The 16,493-nt window shown below is 48.4% G+C and carries 20 protein-coding genes; 16 read left to right on the top strand and 4 right to left on the bottom strand.

Annotated features, from left to right (window positions below):
- The first annotated feature begins 33 nt into the window (after positions 1 to 33).
- The 12 genes from ftsH to AC9UCN_RS00265 all read left to right on the top strand — a co-directional run bounded on the left by ftsH (position 34) and on the right by AC9UCN_RS00265 (position 11,600).
- Entirely contained in the window at positions 34 to 2,067 is a 2,034-nt protein-coding gene (gene ftsH / locus AC9UCN_RS00320; protein ID WP_509522806.1) for an ATP-dependent zinc metalloprotease FtsH, read from the top strand.
- On the top strand, positions 2,068 to 2,622 hold the full coding sequence (gene folE / locus AC9UCN_RS00315) for a GTP cyclohydrolase I FolE (RefSeq protein ID WP_509522805.1): 555 nt from the start codon (positions 2,068 to 2,070) through the stop codon (positions 2,620 to 2,622).
- Positions 2,619 to 3,482, top strand: coding sequence for a dihydropteroate synthase (gene folP, locus AC9UCN_RS00310; RefSeq protein ID WP_509522804.1), 864 nt, complete (start codon positions 2,619 to 2,621; stop codon positions 3,480 to 3,482). Before folE ends, folP begins: the two co-directional genes overlap by 4 nt.
- A gap of 3 nt (positions 3,483 to 3,485) precedes the next feature.
- On the top strand, positions 3,486 to 3,857 hold the full coding sequence (gene folB, locus AC9UCN_RS00305) for a dihydroneopterin aldolase (RefSeq protein ID WP_509522803.1): 372 nt from the start codon (positions 3,486 to 3,488) through the stop codon (positions 3,855 to 3,857).
- Entirely contained in the window at positions 3,857 to 4,354 is a 498-nt protein-coding gene (folK, locus tag AC9UCN_RS00300) for a 2-amino-4-hydroxy-6-hydroxymethyldihydropteridine diphosphokinase (protein ID WP_509522802.1), read from the top strand. The genes folB and folK overlap by 1 nt, the downstream gene beginning before the upstream one ends.
- The gene (locus AC9UCN_RS00295; RefSeq protein ID WP_509522801.1) at positions 4,351 to 4,842 is read left to right on the top strand and encodes a DUF3180 domain-containing protein; all 492 of its coding nucleotides are present in this window, start codon (positions 4,351 to 4,353) and stop codon (positions 4,840 to 4,842) included. Before folK ends, AC9UCN_RS00295 begins: the two co-directional genes overlap by 4 nt.
- On the top strand, positions 4,839 to 5,552 hold the full coding sequence (locus AC9UCN_RS00290; RefSeq protein ID WP_509522800.1) for a DUF2520 domain-containing protein: 714 nt from the start codon (positions 4,839 to 4,841) through the stop codon (positions 5,550 to 5,552). Before AC9UCN_RS00295 ends, AC9UCN_RS00290 begins: the two co-directional genes overlap by 4 nt.
- Positions 5,553 to 6,413: a pantoate--beta-alanine ligase gene (gene panC / locus AC9UCN_RS00285; protein ID WP_509522799.1), complete on the top strand. Its 861-nt coding sequence runs from the start codon at positions 5,553 to 5,555 to the stop codon at positions 6,411 to 6,413.
- Between the two features lie 7 nt (positions 6,414 to 6,420).
- Positions 6,421 to 7,908: a lysine--tRNA ligase gene (gene lysS / locus AC9UCN_RS00280; protein ID WP_509522798.1), complete on the top strand. Its 1,488-nt coding sequence runs from the start codon at positions 6,421 to 6,423 to the stop codon at positions 7,906 to 7,908.
- Positions 7,909 to 7,910: 2 nt separating this feature from the next.
- The gene (locus AC9UCN_RS00275; RefSeq protein WP_509522797.1) at positions 7,911 to 8,114 is read left to right on the top strand and encodes a hypothetical protein; all 204 of its coding nucleotides are present in this window, start codon (positions 7,911 to 7,913) and stop codon (positions 8,112 to 8,114) included.
- An 83-nt stretch (positions 8,115 to 8,197) separates the two neighbouring features.
- Positions 8,198 to 10,657: an ATP-dependent Clp protease ATP-binding subunit gene (locus AC9UCN_RS00270; RefSeq protein ID WP_509522796.1), complete on the top strand. Its 2,460-nt coding sequence runs from the start codon at positions 8,198 to 8,200 to the stop codon at positions 10,655 to 10,657.
- 319 nt (positions 10,658 to 10,976) lie between these two features.
- Complete coding sequence (locus AC9UCN_RS00265) at positions 10,977 to 11,600, top strand: hypothetical protein (protein ID WP_509522795.1); 624 nt, start codon at positions 10,977 to 10,979, stop codon at positions 11,598 to 11,600.
- Here AC9UCN_RS00265 and radA read toward each other — a convergent pair.
- Positions 11,597 to 12,931, bottom strand: a complete 1,335-nt coding sequence (radA, locus tag AC9UCN_RS00260; RefSeq protein WP_509522794.1) for a DNA repair protein RadA — start codon at positions 12,929 to 12,931, stop codon at positions 11,597 to 11,599. The genes AC9UCN_RS00265 and radA overlap by 4 nt on opposite strands.
- Positions 12,932 to 12,996: 65 nt before the next feature.
- Between radA and proC the strand changes: the two genes are divergently transcribed.
- Both proC and AC9UCN_RS00250 read left to right on the top strand, forming a co-directional pair.
- Positions 12,997 to 13,830 carry a pyrroline-5-carboxylate reductase gene (gene proC / locus AC9UCN_RS00255; RefSeq protein WP_509522793.1) on the top strand — a complete coding sequence of 278 codons (834 nt, stop codon included), beginning with the start codon at positions 12,997 to 12,999 and terminating at the stop codon, positions 13,828 to 13,830.
- Positions 13,827 to 14,339 (top strand): ArsR/SmtB family transcription factor, encoded by a 513-nt coding sequence (locus AC9UCN_RS00250; protein WP_509522792.1) that lies wholly within the window; start codon positions 13,827 to 13,829, stop codon positions 14,337 to 14,339. The genes proC and AC9UCN_RS00250 overlap by 4 nt, the downstream gene beginning before the upstream one ends.
- On the opposite strand, the gene AC9UCN_RS00245 is transcribed toward AC9UCN_RS00250, so the two are convergent.
- Together AC9UCN_RS00245 and AC9UCN_RS00240 are read right to left on the bottom strand one after the other, a co-directional pair.
- Positions 14,323 to 14,730, bottom strand: a complete 408-nt coding sequence (locus tag AC9UCN_RS00245; RefSeq protein WP_509522791.1) for an arsenate reductase ArsC — start codon at positions 14,728 to 14,730, stop codon at positions 14,323 to 14,325. The genes AC9UCN_RS00250 and AC9UCN_RS00245 overlap by 17 nt on opposite strands.
- A complete protein-coding gene (locus AC9UCN_RS00240; RefSeq protein ID WP_509522790.1) occupies positions 14,720 to 15,253 on the bottom strand; it encodes an SOUL family heme-binding protein in 534 nt (177 codons plus the stop codon). Before AC9UCN_RS00240 ends, AC9UCN_RS00245 begins: the two co-directional genes overlap by 11 nt.
- A 62-nt stretch (positions 15,254 to 15,315) precedes the next feature.
- Between AC9UCN_RS00240 and AC9UCN_RS00235 the strand changes: the two genes are divergently transcribed.
- Positions 15,316 to 15,606: a 2TM domain-containing protein gene (locus AC9UCN_RS00235; protein ID WP_509522789.1), complete on the top strand. Its 291-nt coding sequence runs from the start codon at positions 15,316 to 15,318 to the stop codon at positions 15,604 to 15,606.
- A gap of 45 nt (positions 15,607 to 15,651) precedes the next feature.
- Positions 15,652 to 15,750 (top strand): 30S ribosomal protein bS22, encoded by a 99-nt coding sequence (locus AC9UCN_RS00230; protein WP_005504750.1) that lies wholly within the window; start codon positions 15,652 to 15,654, stop codon positions 15,748 to 15,750.
- A gap of 5 nt (positions 15,751 to 15,755) precedes the next feature.
- On the opposite strand, the gene AC9UCN_RS00225 is transcribed toward AC9UCN_RS00230, so the two are convergent.
- Positions 15,756 to 16,484 carry an HAD family hydrolase gene (locus AC9UCN_RS00225; protein WP_509522788.1) on the bottom strand — a complete coding sequence of 243 codons (729 nt, stop codon included), beginning with the start codon at positions 16,482 to 16,484 and terminating at the stop codon, positions 15,756 to 15,758.
- Between the last annotated feature and the right edge of the window lie 9 nt (positions 16,485 to 16,493).

The following is a 16,493-nucleotide window of genomic DNA, read 5'->3' as shown; positions in this document are numbered from 1 at the left end:
TCTGTCAGTCTGCCTGGGATAACCTAGGAGTCTATGAATCTCAAAAAAATCCTCTCAGGTCCGTTTGTCTGGATATTTCTAGCCATCCTCATTTTGGTAGTTGGAACCAGCCTCATAAACAACCAAACCTTCCAGCAGGTTGATACCAAGTACGGTCTTGAGCTAATCGAATCCGGCAAAGCTAAGTCTGTAAAAATTCTTGACGGTGATCAGAGAGTCGATGTTGAACTAATCAACCCCGACAAAGAGTTTGGTTCTCAGGTTCAATTCTTTTATGTTGGCCCACGAGGCGACCAAGTCGTTGAAGTAATCACCAATGCAACCATCGCCGATGGATATAACGACGAGGTTCCAAACACTCCTTGGTACTTAGCACTGCTAGGTTCACTGCTGCCGTTTATTCTGATTGGTTTGATTTTCTGGTTCTTACTTTCCTCAATGCAAGGTGGCGGCGGAAAAGTAATGCAGTTTGGAAAATCAAAAGCAAAGATGGTGACCAAAGAATCTTCAACAGTCACCTTTAAAGATGTCGCTGGAATTGACGAGGCTCTCGAAGAGCTAGAAGAAATCCGAGACTTTTTGAAAAAACCCGAGCGCTTCAAAGCTCTCGGAGCCAAGATTCCACGAGGAGTACTTCTTTATGGCCCTCCAGGAACCGGTAAGACATTGGTTGCTAAGGCAGTCGCCGGTGAAGCTGGAGTTCCCTTCTTCTCAATTTCTGGTTCTGACTTTGTTGAAATGTTCGTAGGTGTTGGAGCTTCCAGGGTTCGTGACTTGTTCGAGCAAGCCAAGCAGGCTTCCCCAGCAATAATCTTTGTTGACGAAATTGATGCCGTTGGTCGTCAGCGAGGTGCTGGAATCGGTGGCGGAAACGATGAGCGCGAGCAGACTCTGAACCAGTTGCTTGTTGAGATGGACGGATTCGATTCGGACACCAATGTGATCTTGATTGCCGCTACCAACCGTCCAGATGTTCTAGACCCAGCACTGCTAAGACCTGGACGATTCGATCGTCAGATTGGTGTTGGAGCACCAGATCTTGCAGGACGTGAACAGATTCTCAGGGTCCACGCCAAGAACAAACCAATTGCAGAAGATGTTGACCTTGCCCTAATTGCTCGCAGAACACCTGGCTTTACCGGTGCCGACTTGGCAAACGTTCTAAACGAAGCAGCGCTACTTTCTGCCAGAGAGAATCTAAAAACCGTAACTGCTGAAATCATTGACGAAGCAATTGATCGAGTAATCGGTGGACCACAAAAGAAGTCCCGATTAATGAAAGACGAAGAGCGACTAAACACCGCGTACCACGAAGCGGGGCACGCATTAGTTGCCGCATCTATGAACAACTCGGACCCAGTGACCAAAGTCACTATTTTGCCTAGAGGCCGCGCACTTGGATACACCATGGTTTTGCCAACGGAAGATCGTTACTCGGTAACTAGAAACCAGTTGCTTGATCAGATTGCATACGCCCTTGGTGGCCGCGCTGCCGAAGAAATTGTTTTCCACGATCCAACAACCGGTGCATCGAATGACTTCGAGAAGGCAACAAAAATTGCTAGACAGATGGTGACCCTGTTTGGCTTCTCTTCTTCGGTCGGAACCGTTTCTTATGGAGGCGGTGGCGAAGTATTCATCGGTCGCGACATGGCACAAGCGCGTGAGTACTCAGATGAAGTAGCGCACCAGATCGATCTTGAGATTCGCAAGATCTTGGACACAGCTCACGATGAGGCTTACAAGGCACTAAATGCTAACCGCAAGGCTTTGGATGTAATGGCCAAAGAGTTGATGGAAAAAGAAACTTTGAATCAAGATGACATCGCAAGAATTTTCAAGGGAATCAAAAAATCCCCGAAGCGCAAGCCTTGGCTTTCTAAGGCTTCTAGGCCTGGATCCAAGAAGGGCCCAATCGCTATACCTTCTAAGGGCTCTACTACAGCCAAGGTTGCAGCAAAGAAAAAAGCTGATGCCCAAACAGCGAAGGACACAGCCAAGGCGGCCTCCAAGAAGAAAACGAAACCCGCCGCCAAAAAAGCCACACGGGTAGTTAAGAAAAAGTAATTGGTTGATGTAGATCGCATTAAAAAGGCGGTGACCGAGCTACTCACTGCAATTGGCGAAGACCCCAACCGCTTAGAGCTCATGGCTACGCCAGAAAAGTTTGCTGGTGCATACCAAGAGTTTTTCAAGGGTGTTGGAGTTGACCCGCTAAAGGTTCTAGAGGACTCTTTTCCAGCAGAGCAAAACGATGTAGTAATTCTTAAAGACATTGAACTGGTTTCAATTTGCGAACACCACCTACTTCCTTTTACTGGTGTGGCCCACGTTGCCTACTTGCCCAAAGACAGGGTTGTCGGACTTGGACGCATTCCTAAACTGGTTGAAGTTCTTGCTGCCAGACCTCAGCTTCAAGAGAACCTAACTTCTCAAATAGCTGAAGCAATTCAGCAGGGACTGGATGCCGAAGGAGTTCTTGTAGTTATTGAAGCAAGACATCACTGCGTTGCCTCCAGAGGGGCCAGACAGCCAGAGGCAAACACCGTAACCGTGAAGGCTCTTGGTAAATACAGCCAGGCCATCGATCGCCAAGAGATTATGGCCCTGATTTCCAAGTGAAGACGTTTTCAAGACCACTGATCATGGGTGTAGTAAACATCACCCCAGATTCCTTCTCCGATGGCGGAGACTTTCTAAGCGCAGATGACGCACTAGCTCACGCTCTTGAACTTGTATCGCAAGGTGCAAACATTGTTGACCTAGGTGGAGAATCCACCAAGCCTGGTGCCCTGAGAGTCAAAATCGAAGTGGAACAATCCAGGGTAATTCCCGTTATTCAATCTTTGATGTCCAACGAAAACTTTGTTTCAAGCCGCGCCCAAATCAGTATCGACACCATGAACAGTGAAACAGCAGTTTTGGCCGTGCAGGCGGGAGCAACAATTGTTAACGATGTTTCTGGCGGGTTAGCGGATGAAGAAATGTTTCGAGCCCTGCAACCTCTTAGTTGCAAATTCATCATTAGTCACTGGCGAGGCTTCAGCGAAACTATGGACTCCCTGAACAATTACGAATCCGTTGCTGCGGATGTTGCCAAAGAGCTTCGGGCTAGAGTCAGCAAAGCTATTGATGCGGGTATCTCCAGGGACCGGCTGATTATTGATCCAGGTCTCGGATTCGCAAAAGACATAACCCAGAACTGGCATCTGGTTGCAAGGCTGGATGAACTTGAAAAACTAGATCTACCAATACTTGTTGGAGCATCAAGAAAGCGCTTTATTGCAGGTGCTCTGGAGCCAGATAGCCAGGGACAAGTCAGTAACCAGAGGCGAGATTTGGCTACCGCCGTGTTGACGGCGCTGCTGCTACAGCGAAAGCTTTGGGGAGTTCGAGTGCACAACGTCTCGACCACTGTGGACGCCATTCAAGTGGTCGAAGCCCTTGCAGTTGCAAATGAAGATACTGGTGGGCAGAGTTAGTCCATGACCCAGAAAATTGAAATTAGAGGACTGAGGATCTTTGGCCACCATGGTGTCATGGAGCAAGAAAGGCAAAACGGCCAATACTTTATTGTCGATGCCAAGATTTGGATTGACAGCGACAGAGCTGCTGCCACTGACGACATATCCAACACCGTTAGCTACGCAGAGATTGCTCAACTAATTTCAAAAAACGTGGGCCAAAACCCAGTCAATCTTTTGGAAACACTTTCTCAGCGACTAGCCGATGAGGTTTTGTTTGCCGCCAGCCCATGGGCTAAAAAGGTAAAAGTCACAGTTTCCAAACCTGATGCCCCGATAGATCTTTTCTTTGACACAGTTGCGGTGACAGCCAGCGCCAAGAAACCAGACTGATGTTTGGTTGGAAGATTGCAGTTCTAGCGCTAGGTTCCAATCTTGGAGACCGTGGAGAAACAATCCACTCGGCAATCGAGCAACTTGGCGCTCATCCAAAGATTCGTGTCTTGGAAAAATCTCCACTCGTGGAGTCAATTGCCGTCACTGAATCGGGTCTTGATGAATCAAAACCCAACTACCTAAACGGTGTTGTAAAAATTGCCACCAAGCTGAGTCCTAAAAAGCTTCTTGAAGCTACATCGCAAATTGAACTTTCTCACGGTCGGGTGCGAGAACGACGGTGGGAATCAAGATCACTGGACATTGACATCATCACCTATGAAAACAAAAAGCAAGAATCAAAGAACCTAACCCTGCCACACCCAAGAGCTCACGAGCGAGCATTCGTGCTAGTTCCTTGGTCTCTTATGGATGGTGAGGCGCAGCTAGTTGGATTCGGAAAAGTTTCTGATTTAGTAGAGCCAATCAAGAATCAAGTCTGGTTACAAAAATGAAGCCGACGAAATTAAGCCAGGTATTGGTAGTTGTTTTTGGCCTTACAGTGCTTTCTTTTCTTGCGGTTCGCTTGCTTGTTGCTAACGGCATGGCCGTTCCAGCTTCGCCAACTAATCTTTTGGTAACCCTAGCGGCAATCGCGCTGATTCTTTTGGGACTTTCTGTTCCCATCTGGCGGTACAAGTCGTCCTTATCGCAATACACAAAAGGACCACGACCCAAAAGAGTTGATCCGTTTTATGCAGTTAGAGTTCTTCTGCTCGCAAAGGCAAGTGCCCTAACTGGCTCGGGGTTTGTGGGCTGGCATTTAGGGGCAATGATTGCCCAGCTGAGTTTGCCTGTTAGTTTTACTCAAGCACTAGTTCAAAACAGTTTTGGCCTGATTGCAAGCTTGGTACTTACCGTTGCTGCGATTGTGTCGGAACAAATATGTCGACTACCCGATGAGCCCAAAGACAATCAGACAGATCAGATGGTGAGCAATTGAAACAGGGAAGACTAAACATCGGCCTTGTGGGCGCAGACGCGATAGGAATAGCAATTGCAACAGCCTTGCAAGAAGCAGGACACCTGGTCGTTGCTCTGCCGAAAGATCAATCGGACTCGACAGACAAACTGGAGCACTTGTTCCCAACCGCAAAGTCTCTATCAAATGACGACATTCTTGCTGCATCAGATTTAGTGCTGCTAGCAGTTCCAGAAAACATAATCGAGTCAACTGCCGTAAGCCTGGCTGAATCAAATGCCTGGCGCAAAGGACAGCTTGTTGTTCACTTTGCGCCTAACCATGGCCATGAGATTCTAGAGGCGGCAACAGCGCAAGGCGCTATCGCGCTAGCTATTCATCCTGCGATGCATTTCACCGGAACAAGCCTTGATCTTCGCCGCATGAAAGAAAGCTACTTCGCCGTGAGCGCTCCACCGGTAGCACTCCCGATAGCTCAGGCGCTCGTTATTGAAATGGGGGCCGAGCCGATAGTCATCGAAGCTTCTGGTCGCGATAGCTACTTCGAGGCAATTGAGGTTGCCAGTAATTTCTCGGCGATGATTGTGAACCAGGCTGTTGGATTACTTGAGCAAGCAGGAGTTGAAAACCCGGCACTTGTTATTGCGCCAGTCATCGAAAGCGCCGTGGACCAAGCTCTTTCCAAGGGTCACCGAAGCATTGACCCAACTGAACTACTGGATGAGCAGTAAATGAAAACCATTCGCACCGTGTCTGAGCTAAGCACCGAGTTAGCTAACGCAAGACAGAGCGGCAAGAAAATCTCCTTTGTCCCAACCATGGGTGCGATTCACGCGGGCCACTTGTCATTAGTTGAAATAGCCAAAAAGCAATCAGGCTTAGTTGTTGCTTCGATATTTGTGAATCCACTGCAGTTCAATTCGGCATCGGATTTTGATCTTTACCCAAGGAACGAAGCGGCTGACACTGCCGCTTTGGAATCTGCCGGTACAGATGTTTTGTTCTTGCCCAGCGTTGAAGAGATTTATCCAAATGGCAAAGTCAACACCCACTCCGCTGGACCAATTGGAGATATCTTTGAGGGTCAGGCAAGAAAAGAACATTTCGATGGCATGCTCACGGTTGTTGCAAGACTGTTCGAGATCGTTAGCCCTGATGTTGCAGTCTTTGGAGCTAAAGATGCCCAGCAACTGTTCTTGATCCGAAGGATGCTACAACAGGAGAAAAACTCTGACTGGGGTAGCAAGTTACAACTTGTCGAAGGCCCAACAATTAGAGAATCAACTGGCTTGGCTTTATCGAGCCGGAACCAAAGGCTTAGTTCGAGTGAGATGCAGGTCGCGCTGTCGCTATCGGAAGCTCTTGATAAAGCACACAAGTGCGCAGCCTCTGGCGAAGGAATTTCAAGTGCACTTAGTGAGGCAATGAAAGTCTTTAGTTCAAATCCAGAGGCTAAACTTGATTATCTGGCGCTTGTGAATCCAGAATCCTTTGAAGCTTTGGAGGATGGTTTCACTGGCCAGGCACTGATGATTGTTGCTGCAGAGGTGGGCAATGTTCGACTGATTGACAATAGGTCAATCACTTTCTAGGAGCAAGATGAGCGAGAATCTCGAGAACGAGGCAGAAGACCTCCCCGAGCAGATTGCCATTCGCCTCGCTAAGCGCGACAAACTTCAAGAAACGGGAAGCGCTTACCCGGTCTCACTTCCAATCACTCACACCATCGGAGAAGTAAGAAACAAGTTTCCGAACTTGGAAATCGATGTTTCAACCGGCGAAAAAGTCGCAGTTTCTGGTCGAGTAGTTTTTGCCCGTAACACCGGAAAGCTTTGTTTTGCCACATTGCAAGCTGGCGACGGCGAAAGAATCCAGGCGATGGTCAGTCTCGACAAGGTGGGTGAGGAATCCCTTGAGCAATACAAAGAACTGGTTGATCTAGGAGATCACCTATTTGTTGAAGGTGAAGTTATCACTTCAAAGCGCGGTGAACTAAGCATCTTGGTTGAAAACTGGAAGATGGCTGCAAAAACAATTAGACCTCTTCCAAATATGCATAACGAACTTTCTGAAGAGTTCCGTGTTCGTCATAGGTACATCGATCTAATCGTTCGTGACCGAGCCAGGGAAGTAGTGAAGATTCGCTCGCAGGTCATGCAGTCGATGCGTAAGACCTTTGACCAAGACAACTACCTAGAGGTAGAAACACCAATGCTTCAGGTTATGCACGGTGGCGCATCGGCCAGACCATTCAAAACACATATGAACGCATTCGATGTTGATCTATTCCTTCGTATCGCACCAGAGCTATTTTTGAAGCGTGCTGTTGTTGGTGGGTTGGAAAGAGTTTACGAAATCAACCGCAACTTCAGAAACGAAGGCGCTGACTCAACTCATTCACCGGAGTTTGCAATGCTCGAGGCCTACCAGGCCTACGGTGATTACAACACCATGGCTGATCTGACTCAGAAGCTAATTCAAAATGCGGCGCAGGATGTTTTTGGCACCCAGGTAATTGAATTAGAAAACGGCGAAAAGAACGATCTTTCTGGTGCATGGGACCGCGTTTCGATGTTTGATTCGCTTTCTGCTGCAGCTGGAGAAGAGATCACTCCGGCTACTGACATGAAAGACCTAAAGAAAATTGCCGACAAGGTGGGAATCGAAATCGATCACCCACTTCAGGGCAAGTACGTCGAAGAGCTATGGGAGCACTTTGTGAAGCCGGGGCTTGTGAGACCCACCTTCGTAATGGATTTCCCAGTTGACACCTCACCGCTTACTCGCGATCACCGCTATAAGGCAGGCGTAGTTGAGAAGTGGGATCTATACATCCGCGGCTATGAGCAAGCAACTGGTTACTCGGAGCTTGTGGACCCAGTAATCCAGCGCGAAAGATTTGTGGCTCAGATGGCACTTGCCAAATCTGGTGACCCAGAAGCCATGAAGCTCGATGAGGAATTCCTAACCGCTTTGGAGTTTGGAATGCCGCCATCTGGTGGAATGGGAATGGGCATCGACCGATTGCTGATGACCCTAACTGGACTCGGAATCCGGGAGACAATCTTGTTCCCGTTGGTCAAGTAATTATGGAAAACGTAGAAACCCCAGAACTAACTGGTCTGGAATGGGTTGCAGATTTTGCCATGTCCACAGTGCCGCCAATTCTGATGGGAATCATCTTCTACATCGTTATGCGAGCCATCTTTAGGGCCGACTCCACAGAGCGCAAGGTTTATGCCGAAATAGAAGCTGAAGAGCGGGCCAAGCGCAAAAAGCTGCCTAACGCCTAGGGCGAACAAGCCCCCAAAGGGGCCTCGTGGCTGGTTAACATCTTTATCTAGACGTTATTTGCGGCGTCATAAGGAGCCAAGAAATGTTCGAGAAATTCACCGATAAGGCAAGGCGAGTTGTCGTCTTGGCCCAAGAAGAAGCCAAGCTTCTAAATCACAACTACATCGGTACCGAGCACATTCTTTTGGGTCTTATTCACGAGGGAGAAGGAGTCGCCGCTAAGGCTCTCGAGTCTCTTGGAATTAACCTCGACTCCGTTCGTGATCAGGTTCAGGAAATTATCGGTCAGGGTCAGCAAGCTCCATCTGGTCATATTCCATTTACCCCACGCGCCAAAAAAGTTCTTGAACTTTCGCTTCGCGAAGCGCTTCAATTAGGCCACTCATACATCGGGACAGAGCATTTGCTTTTGGGTCTTATTCGCGAGGGTGAAGGTGTTGCCGCTCAGGTGCTTACTCGCCTAGGCGCAGACACTAACCGCGTGCGCCAGCAAGTGATTCAGCTGCTTTCTGGATTCCAAGGAAAAGAAACCGTTCAGGTTGGTGGCGAGCAAGTTGCACCGCAAAAGGGCTCACAGATTCTTGACCAGTACGGCAAGAACCTAACTCAGGCTGCTGCCGAAGGAAAGCTAGACCCAGTTATCGGTCGTGAGCGTGAAATCGAACGCGTTATGCAGATTCTTTCTCGCAGATCCAAGAACAACCCAGTTCTAATTGGTGAACCAGGGGTTGGAAAAACTGCAGTAGTTGAAGGATTGGCACAAGCCATCGTTCAAGGTAACGTTCCAGAAACCCTTAAGGGCAAGCAGCTTTACACACTAGATCTTGGTTCCTTGATTGCAGGTAGCCGTTACCGTGGTGATTTTGAGGAAAGACTAAAGAAAGTTACCAAGGAGATTCGCACCCGCGGAGACATCATTACTTTCATTGATGAGATCCACACTCTTGTTGGTGCCGGTGCCGCTGAAGGTGCAATCGATGCAGCATCAATTTTGAAGCCGATGCTTGCTCGAGGCGAGTTGCAGACAATTGGTGCGACGACTTTGGACGAATACCGCAAGCACTTTGAAAAAGATGCAGCTCTAGCTCGCAGATTCCAGTCAGTTCAGGTAAACGAACCGAGCTTGCCACACACCATCAACATCTTGAAAGGTCTTCGTGACCGCTACGAGGCTCACCACAAGGTTTCAATCACCGATGGTGCAATCGTTGCAGCAGCTTCACTTTCAGACAGGTATGTAACCGATAGGTTCCTACCGGACAAGGCCATTGACCTTCTGGATGAAGCAGGAGCCAGATTGAGACTCTCAATTCTTTCTTCGCCGCCAGAACTTCGTGAGATCGAAGAGCGCATCGTTGGCGTTCGAGTTGAAAAAGAAAAGGCAATCGAGAACCAGGACTTTGAACTAGCTGCTTCAAAGCGCGATGAGGAAAAGAAACTTATCGGAGAACGAGCTCAACTAGAAAAGCAGTTCCGCAAGGGAAACGTGGCAGCTGCGGGAGTCGTTGACGAAGGACTTATTGCTGAAGTTCTGGCTCAGGCAACTGGTATTCCAGTATTCAAGCTCACCGAAGAAGAAAGCGCGAAGCTGATTTTTATGGAAGACGAGCTACACAAGCGCGTCATCGGGCAGCAAGAAGCTATTGCTGCTCTTTCAAAAACTATTCGTCGTCAGCGTGCAGGACTTAAAGATCCAAAGCGCCCATCTGGTTCGTTTATCTTTGCTGGACCAACCGGTGTTGGAAAAACAGAGCTTGCTAAAGCATTGGCAGAGTTCTTGTTTGACGACGAGAACGCACTTATCTCCCTGGACATGTCAGAGTATGGCGAGAAGCACACCGTATCTCGGTTGTTCGGTGCCCCTCCAGGATTTGTTGGATTCGAAGAAGGTGGCCAGCTAACCGAAAAAGTAAGGCGCAAGCCATTCTCCGTTGTGTTGTTCGACGAGATTGAAAAGGCCCACCCTGATATTTTCAACTCACTACTTCAGATCCTTGAAGAAGGTCGTCTAACCGATGGTCAGGGTCGAGTAATTGATTTTAAGAACACCGTGATCATCATGACCACCAACTTGGGTGCCAGGGACATTTCTCGCGGAGCCATGGGCTTTAGCTTGGAAGGCTCTAGCGAAAACGACTACCAGTTGATGAAGGCTAAGGTCAACGAAGAGCTAAAGCGCAGCTTTAGACCGGAGTTCCTAAACCGCGTTGACGAAACAATCGTGTTCCCTCAGCTTTCACAAGTTGAACTACTGCAGATTGTTGAGCTTTTCATCAAGCGCCTAGCTACTCGCCTAGAGGAAAGAGACCTAACTCTAGAGCTGACCACGAAAGCCAAAGAGCGTCTAATGGAAATTGGTTACGAGCCGTCCCTTGGTGCAAGACCGCTTCGTCGAGCAGTTCAGAGAGAAATCGAAGACCGGATCAGCGAGCAGATCTTGCAGGGAGAGTTGAAAAACTCCAGCCACATCGTTGTTGACTTTGCCAACGGAGAGTTTACTTTTGCAAGCAAGCTCAGAGAACCTGTCACTGCAGCGGTTTAGTCACTAAAGATATCCTCACAAGACAGATAAGCACAGTAATCATGAGAGGCTGTCAATGGATTCCTGGATAGATATCCTGACCGATCCGAACCATCTGTTCGCAGATTTTCTGATGAATGTCGGTTTTGAGATTGTGTTTGCCTGGATCACTTATCTGGTTCTATTGAGGGTTTTCATTAGAAAAGGCAAAGGAAAACACAGGCCTAAGTGAGCAAAGCTAGCCGCTGAGCTGTTATCCCTAGTGCTTGGTTCGCAAAAATCTTGCGCAACACAGCCACGCTTAGGCAAAGCCTGAAACCTCTCCAAGTAAATTAGAGGAATGTCTCAAACACGAAGAACACTTTCTCCAGCCGTTTACCGCAGACGTCGCATCGCTACTGCACTAATTCTTGCTGTGATTGTTGGCCTTGTATGGGCAGGCGTGAACGCCGTGGGTTCATGGATCGGAGCGTCACAGACTCCAACACCAACTCCACTACCTGAAGGACTAAACGAGTCCAGTGTCGTAGTTGAGGCCGGTGAACCCTGCCCCCCAGGAACAGTTTCAGTTATGGCTCAGGTTGGCGATAGCCAAGGTGCCCTAATGAACAAATTTAGCGCCGACCAAACCCCACACATTTGGTTCACTTTGACCAACACAAATTCTGTGGACTGCAAATTCAACGTCGGTGCAAAAGTTCAATACTTCACCATCAAATCCGGTGACCAACAAATCTGGACTTCAAGACAGTGTGATCGTGAAGGACTAACAGATAGCGAAGTAGTTCTAAACGCAGGTCAGACCAGCACTAGCCCAGTTCAGCCATGGGAAAAAGTTGCGTCAAGCTCAACTGGTTGCGGACCAGAACAAGAAGCGGTTGTGACTGGCGGAGCTAGCTACCACGTAGAAGCCGAAGTCAACGGAGAACTTTCGAATAACGACCAGCAGTTCGTTCTGGACTAGTTTTTGAGTCCTGCCGCCAGCGCTTTAGTGAGCTGAGTGAAGCTTGAGTCAATCACTTTTGTGAAACCCAAACGCTTAGCTTCGTTTTGCCTAATTACAGCTTGATTTACTTTTCTGATTTCCCCGGCAAGGCTGATTTCACCAAAGGCAACTATATCGTGTGAGATCGGTTGGTCCTTGATGGCCGAGGCGATAGCAAGTGCGATGGCAAGATCAGCTGCAGGCTCGGAAATCTTTACTCCACCAACGGTTGAAACATAAACATCCAATTCAGAAAGCCTTAGCCCCGCTCTTCTTTCTAGCACCGCCAAAAGCATGGCAACTCTTGACGCATCAACCCCGTTGGTTACTCGCCTGGGTTGAGCAGTTGAACTCTTAACGACCAAAGCCTGAACCTCAGAGATAAAAGCTCGCTTACCTTCTAAAGTCACAGTCACGCAGGTTCCGGAAACTTGAGTCTCATTTCTGGAAAGAAATAAGCCGCTTGGGTCTGTTACCTCAACGATGCCGTCACCAGTCATTTCAAAGCAACCAACTTCATCGGTTGGTCCAAATCTATTTTTAAAGGAACGAATGAATCTAAGACTTGTTTGCCTGTCTCCTTCAAAGTGACAAACCACATCAACCAGGTGCTCGAGGGCCCTAGGTCCTGCAACTGATCCATCTTTGGTTACGTGGCCAACCAAAATTATCGGAAGATTAGTTTCCTTAGCTACGCGGATTAGGTTTGCGGCAACTTCGCGAACCTGGGAAGGCATCCCTGCCGCTCCATCTATTTCACCTGCGAGTATGGTCTGAACCGAGTCGACAATCAGTAAATCTGGTTTCAAGTGCTGAACTTGGCCAAGCAGAGTGGACAAGTCATTTTCTGAGGCGAGATAGAGATTCTCAGATAGGGCTCCAGTTCTATCTGCACGAAGTTTTATTTGGCCAGTCGATTCCTCGCCGCTGACGTACAGAACCCGAAGGCCCGATTTAGCACTGTTCGCAGCAACTTCTAGCAGCAGGGTTGATTTACCAACACCTGGTTCACCGGAGAGCAAAACAACAGCTCCCGGAACAATGCCGCCGCCTAGAACTCGATCAAACTCTCCAACACCAGTTGGTCTTGAATGGACGCTATCGGTAGAAATTTCAGTGATTGGCTTGGCAGCAAAATCATCACCGATTAGAGCGGGCTTTATGGAGCGCGCGATACCCGTGCCTCTTCCGGCACCAACGGCAGTTAGTTGAACGGTGTCCCATGCTTGGCACTCGCCGCAACGGCCAACCCACTTAGCTGTGGACCAGCCACACTCCACGCAAGAAAACTCTGCCTTGGTCTTTGCCATGATCCTCCAATAGCTTCCAAACTTACCCTGACCCACCGATAAGGATGTGGGCCTAGGCTTAAACCATGGAAACAAAGCAGATAGCAATCCTTGGCACGGGCTCGATGGGTAAAGCCATTCTCAGCGGGCTGCTTGCTGCAGGAACTAGCCCTGCTGATGTTCGAGTGACTACCAAGTCCAAAGCCACTGCAGACGCTCTTTCCTCTAACCATGGTGTCCAAGCAACCGCCTTGGAATCAGACTCAGCAGCGAATTCCTCATCAGCTAAGGATGCCGACCTAGTTATCTTGGCTGTGAAACCAAACTTGATTCTTGAGACCCTAAAAGATGTTGCGTCAGTTCTAAAGCCAGGCTGCTTAGTTGTTTCCGTTGCCGCTGGCATCACTACCGCAGCCATGGAAGAGCAGCTATCAGGTAATGCAGCCGTTATTCGGGCTATGCCAAATACTCCATCAGTTGTGGGCTTGGGAGTTACTGGGATTAGCAAAGGCTCCAATGTCTCGGCTAAGCAACTAGATCTAGCCGTTGAGCTCTTTTCAAGCGTGGGTAAAGTCCTGGTTGTTGATGAGAGCAAAATCGATGCTCTCAGCACAATATCTGGCTCCGGCCCAGCCTACGTTTTTTACTTCGCCGAAAAACTCATCACCGCGGCCAAGTCTCTTGGATTTAGCGAGCAAGAGGCGAGCCTAATGGTGAAAGAAACATTCCTGGGATCAGCAACCTTGCTCGCAACTTCTTCGAGCTCTCCAGAAGAACTAAGGCAGCAAGTAACTTCTCCGAACGGAACTACTATGCAAGCAACAGGAAGATTCGACGCTGCAGATCTAGAACGAGTTTTCATTGAAGCAACTGAAGCGGCGTTGGCCAGGGCAAAAGAGTTAGGTAGAGTTAAACCATGAGCGACATTTTCAAAGCACTAGCAAATCCAAAAGCCCGTTTAGTCCTTGAGACCCTAGCCAAAACTCCGTTTTCGACTGCTTCGAAGCTAGCTGAAGCCAGCAAGGTTTCCTCGGAGCAAGTAACAGCGCAGCTGAGCATACTTGTTGAGGCAAGACTGGTTCGCTCAACCGGCTCTGGCACCAGCAAGAAGTATTCAATAAACGCCAAGGGCTTCACGCCCTACTTGACTTGGTTTGCCAAGGTAGCTGAGTCGCAGGCGGTTGCAAGACTTGAGCAACAAGTAACTGAACTTGGTGGCAAGGTGGGAAGCGCAGTTTCTACTGGAACCAAATGGGTTTCAGGTCAAGTCAGTGCAAATGTTGATATTGACCCAAAGAAACTTGGAAAGCAGCTTGGCAGGATGCTGGCAGACGTGAAAACTGAAGCCCAAAAAGAAGTAAAGGGCGTTCAAAAAGACGCAAAAAGAATTGTCAAGACTGTAAAAGCACGCATCAAGGCTGGGAAGTAATTTTCTCCAAGAGCGCTTCAACTTTTGACTTTATGTTGTTTCTAATTTCTCGGACCTTTTCAATTGGCTGATCCTTGGGATCATCCAATGGCCAATCAAGATAAGTCTTACCTGGGAAATATGGACAGGCGTCGCCACAGCCCATCGTGATCACGTAATCGCTAGCAATAACTTTTTCATCGGAAAGCTTCTCTGGCACGGAAGACGATAAATCAATCCCCTCTTCAAGCATTACGGCCATTGCCATGGGATTGATTTGCGTTCCTGGATCTGTTCCAGCCGACAACACCTGCACACTTTCTCCGCCAAGATGCTTTAGGTAACCTGCGGCCATTTGTGAGCGGCCAGCGTTGTGAACACAAACAAACAAAACGGTAGCTTTAGTTCCCATTTTTTGAACCTACTTTCTTGACGCGAATCAGTACCTCATTATGTTTAAGAAATCCTGGCTTCCAGGGTGGATCGAACCTGGACCAGTAAAGGTTGCCGACCGGCACTAGACCAGCCTTGGCAACTTCCTCCAGCAGCCTCGTTCCTTCGTTGTTGAACTTTTCCTTGTTCCAGGAGCCACCAAATTTTCTGGCAGCCGCCAAGTGAGCCGGCACTCGAACGACGCTTACTTTTGAGTCTGCAGGTGAGGGAGTATTAGACTCGTCCATTTCTTCAGGCATAACAAACCGAACCTTATGCCTGCTGCTTGTCACTGATTCCTGAATCACAGGTGCGGTCATTGCGATCGCTTGTCTTGCCCTGTTGTTACCACTTATGAAGTTCACCAGGGGTCTAAATCCAATGCTCCCTGCGTTGATGAAGTCGCCGGAGACTTCTGTCTCTATCTGCATTCCTGCAGGGTAGTCACGAAGCTCAAATTCACCATGTCGTTTAAGCAGGCGGTATGGTTGGTTCTGTGTCATGCAAGTAAGTCTAGTAAAGACACTTTTTCGATGTTAAACTAGACCTGAACAGGGAGAAAACATTGAGTCAACCAGCCAGCGACAGCGAAATGAGAAAGCACGCAGCAAAGCTTCTCAAGAAACGTGAAGACTTTAAGCAGTACATGTGGGTCTACCTAATCGTGACTGCAATTACAACTGGAGTGTGGTTCTTCACCACCCCAGACGGCTACTACTGGCCAATATGGGTCATTTTTGGAATGGGAATCGGTGCAGTATTTACAGCGCTTGACGCCTATGGAAAGCTTTCCAATAAGCCCATAACTGAGGCTGACATCGATGCCGAAGTTGAGCGCCTCAAGCGCAACAGCTAAGCTAGCTAAGTTGCCCAATTGGGCTAGAAAATATATGAGGTTTCTGTGGGTTCAGTAATAAAAAAGCGTCGCAAGCGTATGTCTAAGAAGAAGCACCGCAAGCTACTTCGCAAGACTCGCCACCAGCGTCGCAATAAGAAGTAACCGCGCTATTCGCGGTTAGCTTTTAGTTCCCGCTTCTTGAAATCGTAAATCGGCCAATCTGCTGCCTTCGCGTATCTCGTCAAAATCTTGTCTGGGTTAACTGCAACCGGATGTCCAACAGCAGTTAGCATCGGAAGATCATTTTGTGAATCGCTGTAGGCATAAGAGCGTTTCAGGCTCAAGTTTCTATCATTAGCAAGGGCCTTTAGGGCCTTTCTCTTCTCAGCACCGTGAATAGGTTTCCCAACTAATTTCCCAGTGAGTATTCCGTTCTTTCTCTCCACCTTGGTGCCGATGGCACCAGTTAGACCAAGCTCGTGAGCGATCACGTCGCCTAGCTCCTGGGGAGCTGCGGTAACCAACCAAACTTCTCTGCCCTGTTTGATGTGGTCTTTAGCAAGCCTTACGGTTTCTGGCCAAAGCTTGAGCTTGATGTGCTTCTCGTAAACCTCATCAACGAGCTCTTGAAGATCAGAAACTCTTTGGCCTTCAACAAGGGACAAAGCTCGATCCTTTAGGGCGCTTAGCTTGGTGTTGTTTTCACCTTTCCAGATAAACACAAATTGGTGCCAGGCAAAGCGCCAAAAGTCTTTTCTACTGAAGAACTTTCTTTCAAAAGCAGATTTACCAAATAGAAAGCTGCTTGAACCGCGCAAGATGGTGTTGTCGACATCAAAGAAAGCAGCAGCTAGCTTGTGCTGCTCTTTCTTGGCGGATTTAGCTTTATTGGACACCCGCTAAGT

This window comes from Rhodoluna sp., assembly GCF_036721215.1.
In the GTDB taxonomy this organism is placed as follows: domain Bacteria; phylum Actinomycetota; class Actinomycetes; order Actinomycetales; family Microbacteriaceae; genus Rhodoluna.
This window is presented reverse-complemented; position numbering and strand designations above follow the sequence as displayed.

What these genes read in the sequence shown, in the direction of transcription:
- AC9UCN_RS00275 (WP_509522797.1), top strand. Translation starts at nt 7,911, where the DNA reads ATGGAAAACGTAGAAACCCCAGAACTAACTGGTCTGGAATGGGTTGCA.
- AC9UCN_RS00295 (WP_509522801.1), top strand. Translation starts at nt 4,351, where the DNA reads ATGAAGCCGACGAAATTAAGCCAGGTATTGGTAGTTGTTTTTGGCCTT.
- proC (WP_509522793.1), top strand. Translation starts at nt 12,997, where the DNA reads ATGGAAACAAAGCAGATAGCAATCCTTGGCACGGGCTCGATGGGTAAA.
- AC9UCN_RS00240 (WP_509522790.1), bottom strand. Translation starts at nt 15,253, where the DNA reads ATGACACAGAACCAACCATACCGCCTGCTTAAACGACATGGTGAATTT.
- AC9UCN_RS00270 (WP_509522796.1), top strand. Translation starts at nt 8,198, where the DNA reads ATGTTCGAGAAATTCACCGATAAGGCAAGGCGAGTTGTCGTCTTGGCC.
- folK (WP_509522802.1), top strand. Translation starts at nt 3,857, where the DNA reads ATGTTTGGTTGGAAGATTGCAGTTCTAGCGCTAGGTTCCAATCTTGGA.
- AC9UCN_RS00250 (WP_509522792.1), top strand. Translation starts at nt 13,827, where the DNA reads ATGAGCGACATTTTCAAAGCACTAGCAAATCCAAAAGCCCGTTTAGTC.
- lysS (WP_509522798.1), top strand. Translation starts at nt 6,421, where the DNA reads ATGAGCGAGAATCTCGAGAACGAGGCAGAAGACCTCCCCGAGCAGATT.
- ftsH (WP_509522806.1), top strand. Translation starts at nt 34, where the DNA reads ATGAATCTCAAAAAAATCCTCTCAGGTCCGTTTGTCTGGATATTTCTA.
- panC (WP_509522799.1), top strand. Translation starts at nt 5,553, where the DNA reads ATGAAAACCATTCGCACCGTGTCTGAGCTAAGCACCGAGTTAGCTAAC.
- radA (WP_509522794.1), bottom strand. Translation starts at nt 12,931, where the DNA reads ATGGCAAAGACCAAGGCAGAGTTTTCTTGCGTGGAGTGTGGCTGGTCC.
- AC9UCN_RS00265 (WP_509522795.1), top strand. Translation starts at nt 10,977, where the DNA reads ATGTCTCAAACACGAAGAACACTTTCTCCAGCCGTTTACCGCAGACGT.
- AC9UCN_RS00245 (WP_509522791.1), bottom strand. Translation starts at nt 14,730, where the DNA reads ATGGGAACTAAAGCTACCGTTTTGTTTGTTTGTGTTCACAACGCTGGC.
- folB (WP_509522803.1), top strand. Translation starts at nt 3,486, where the DNA reads ATGACCCAGAAAATTGAAATTAGAGGACTGAGGATCTTTGGCCACCAT.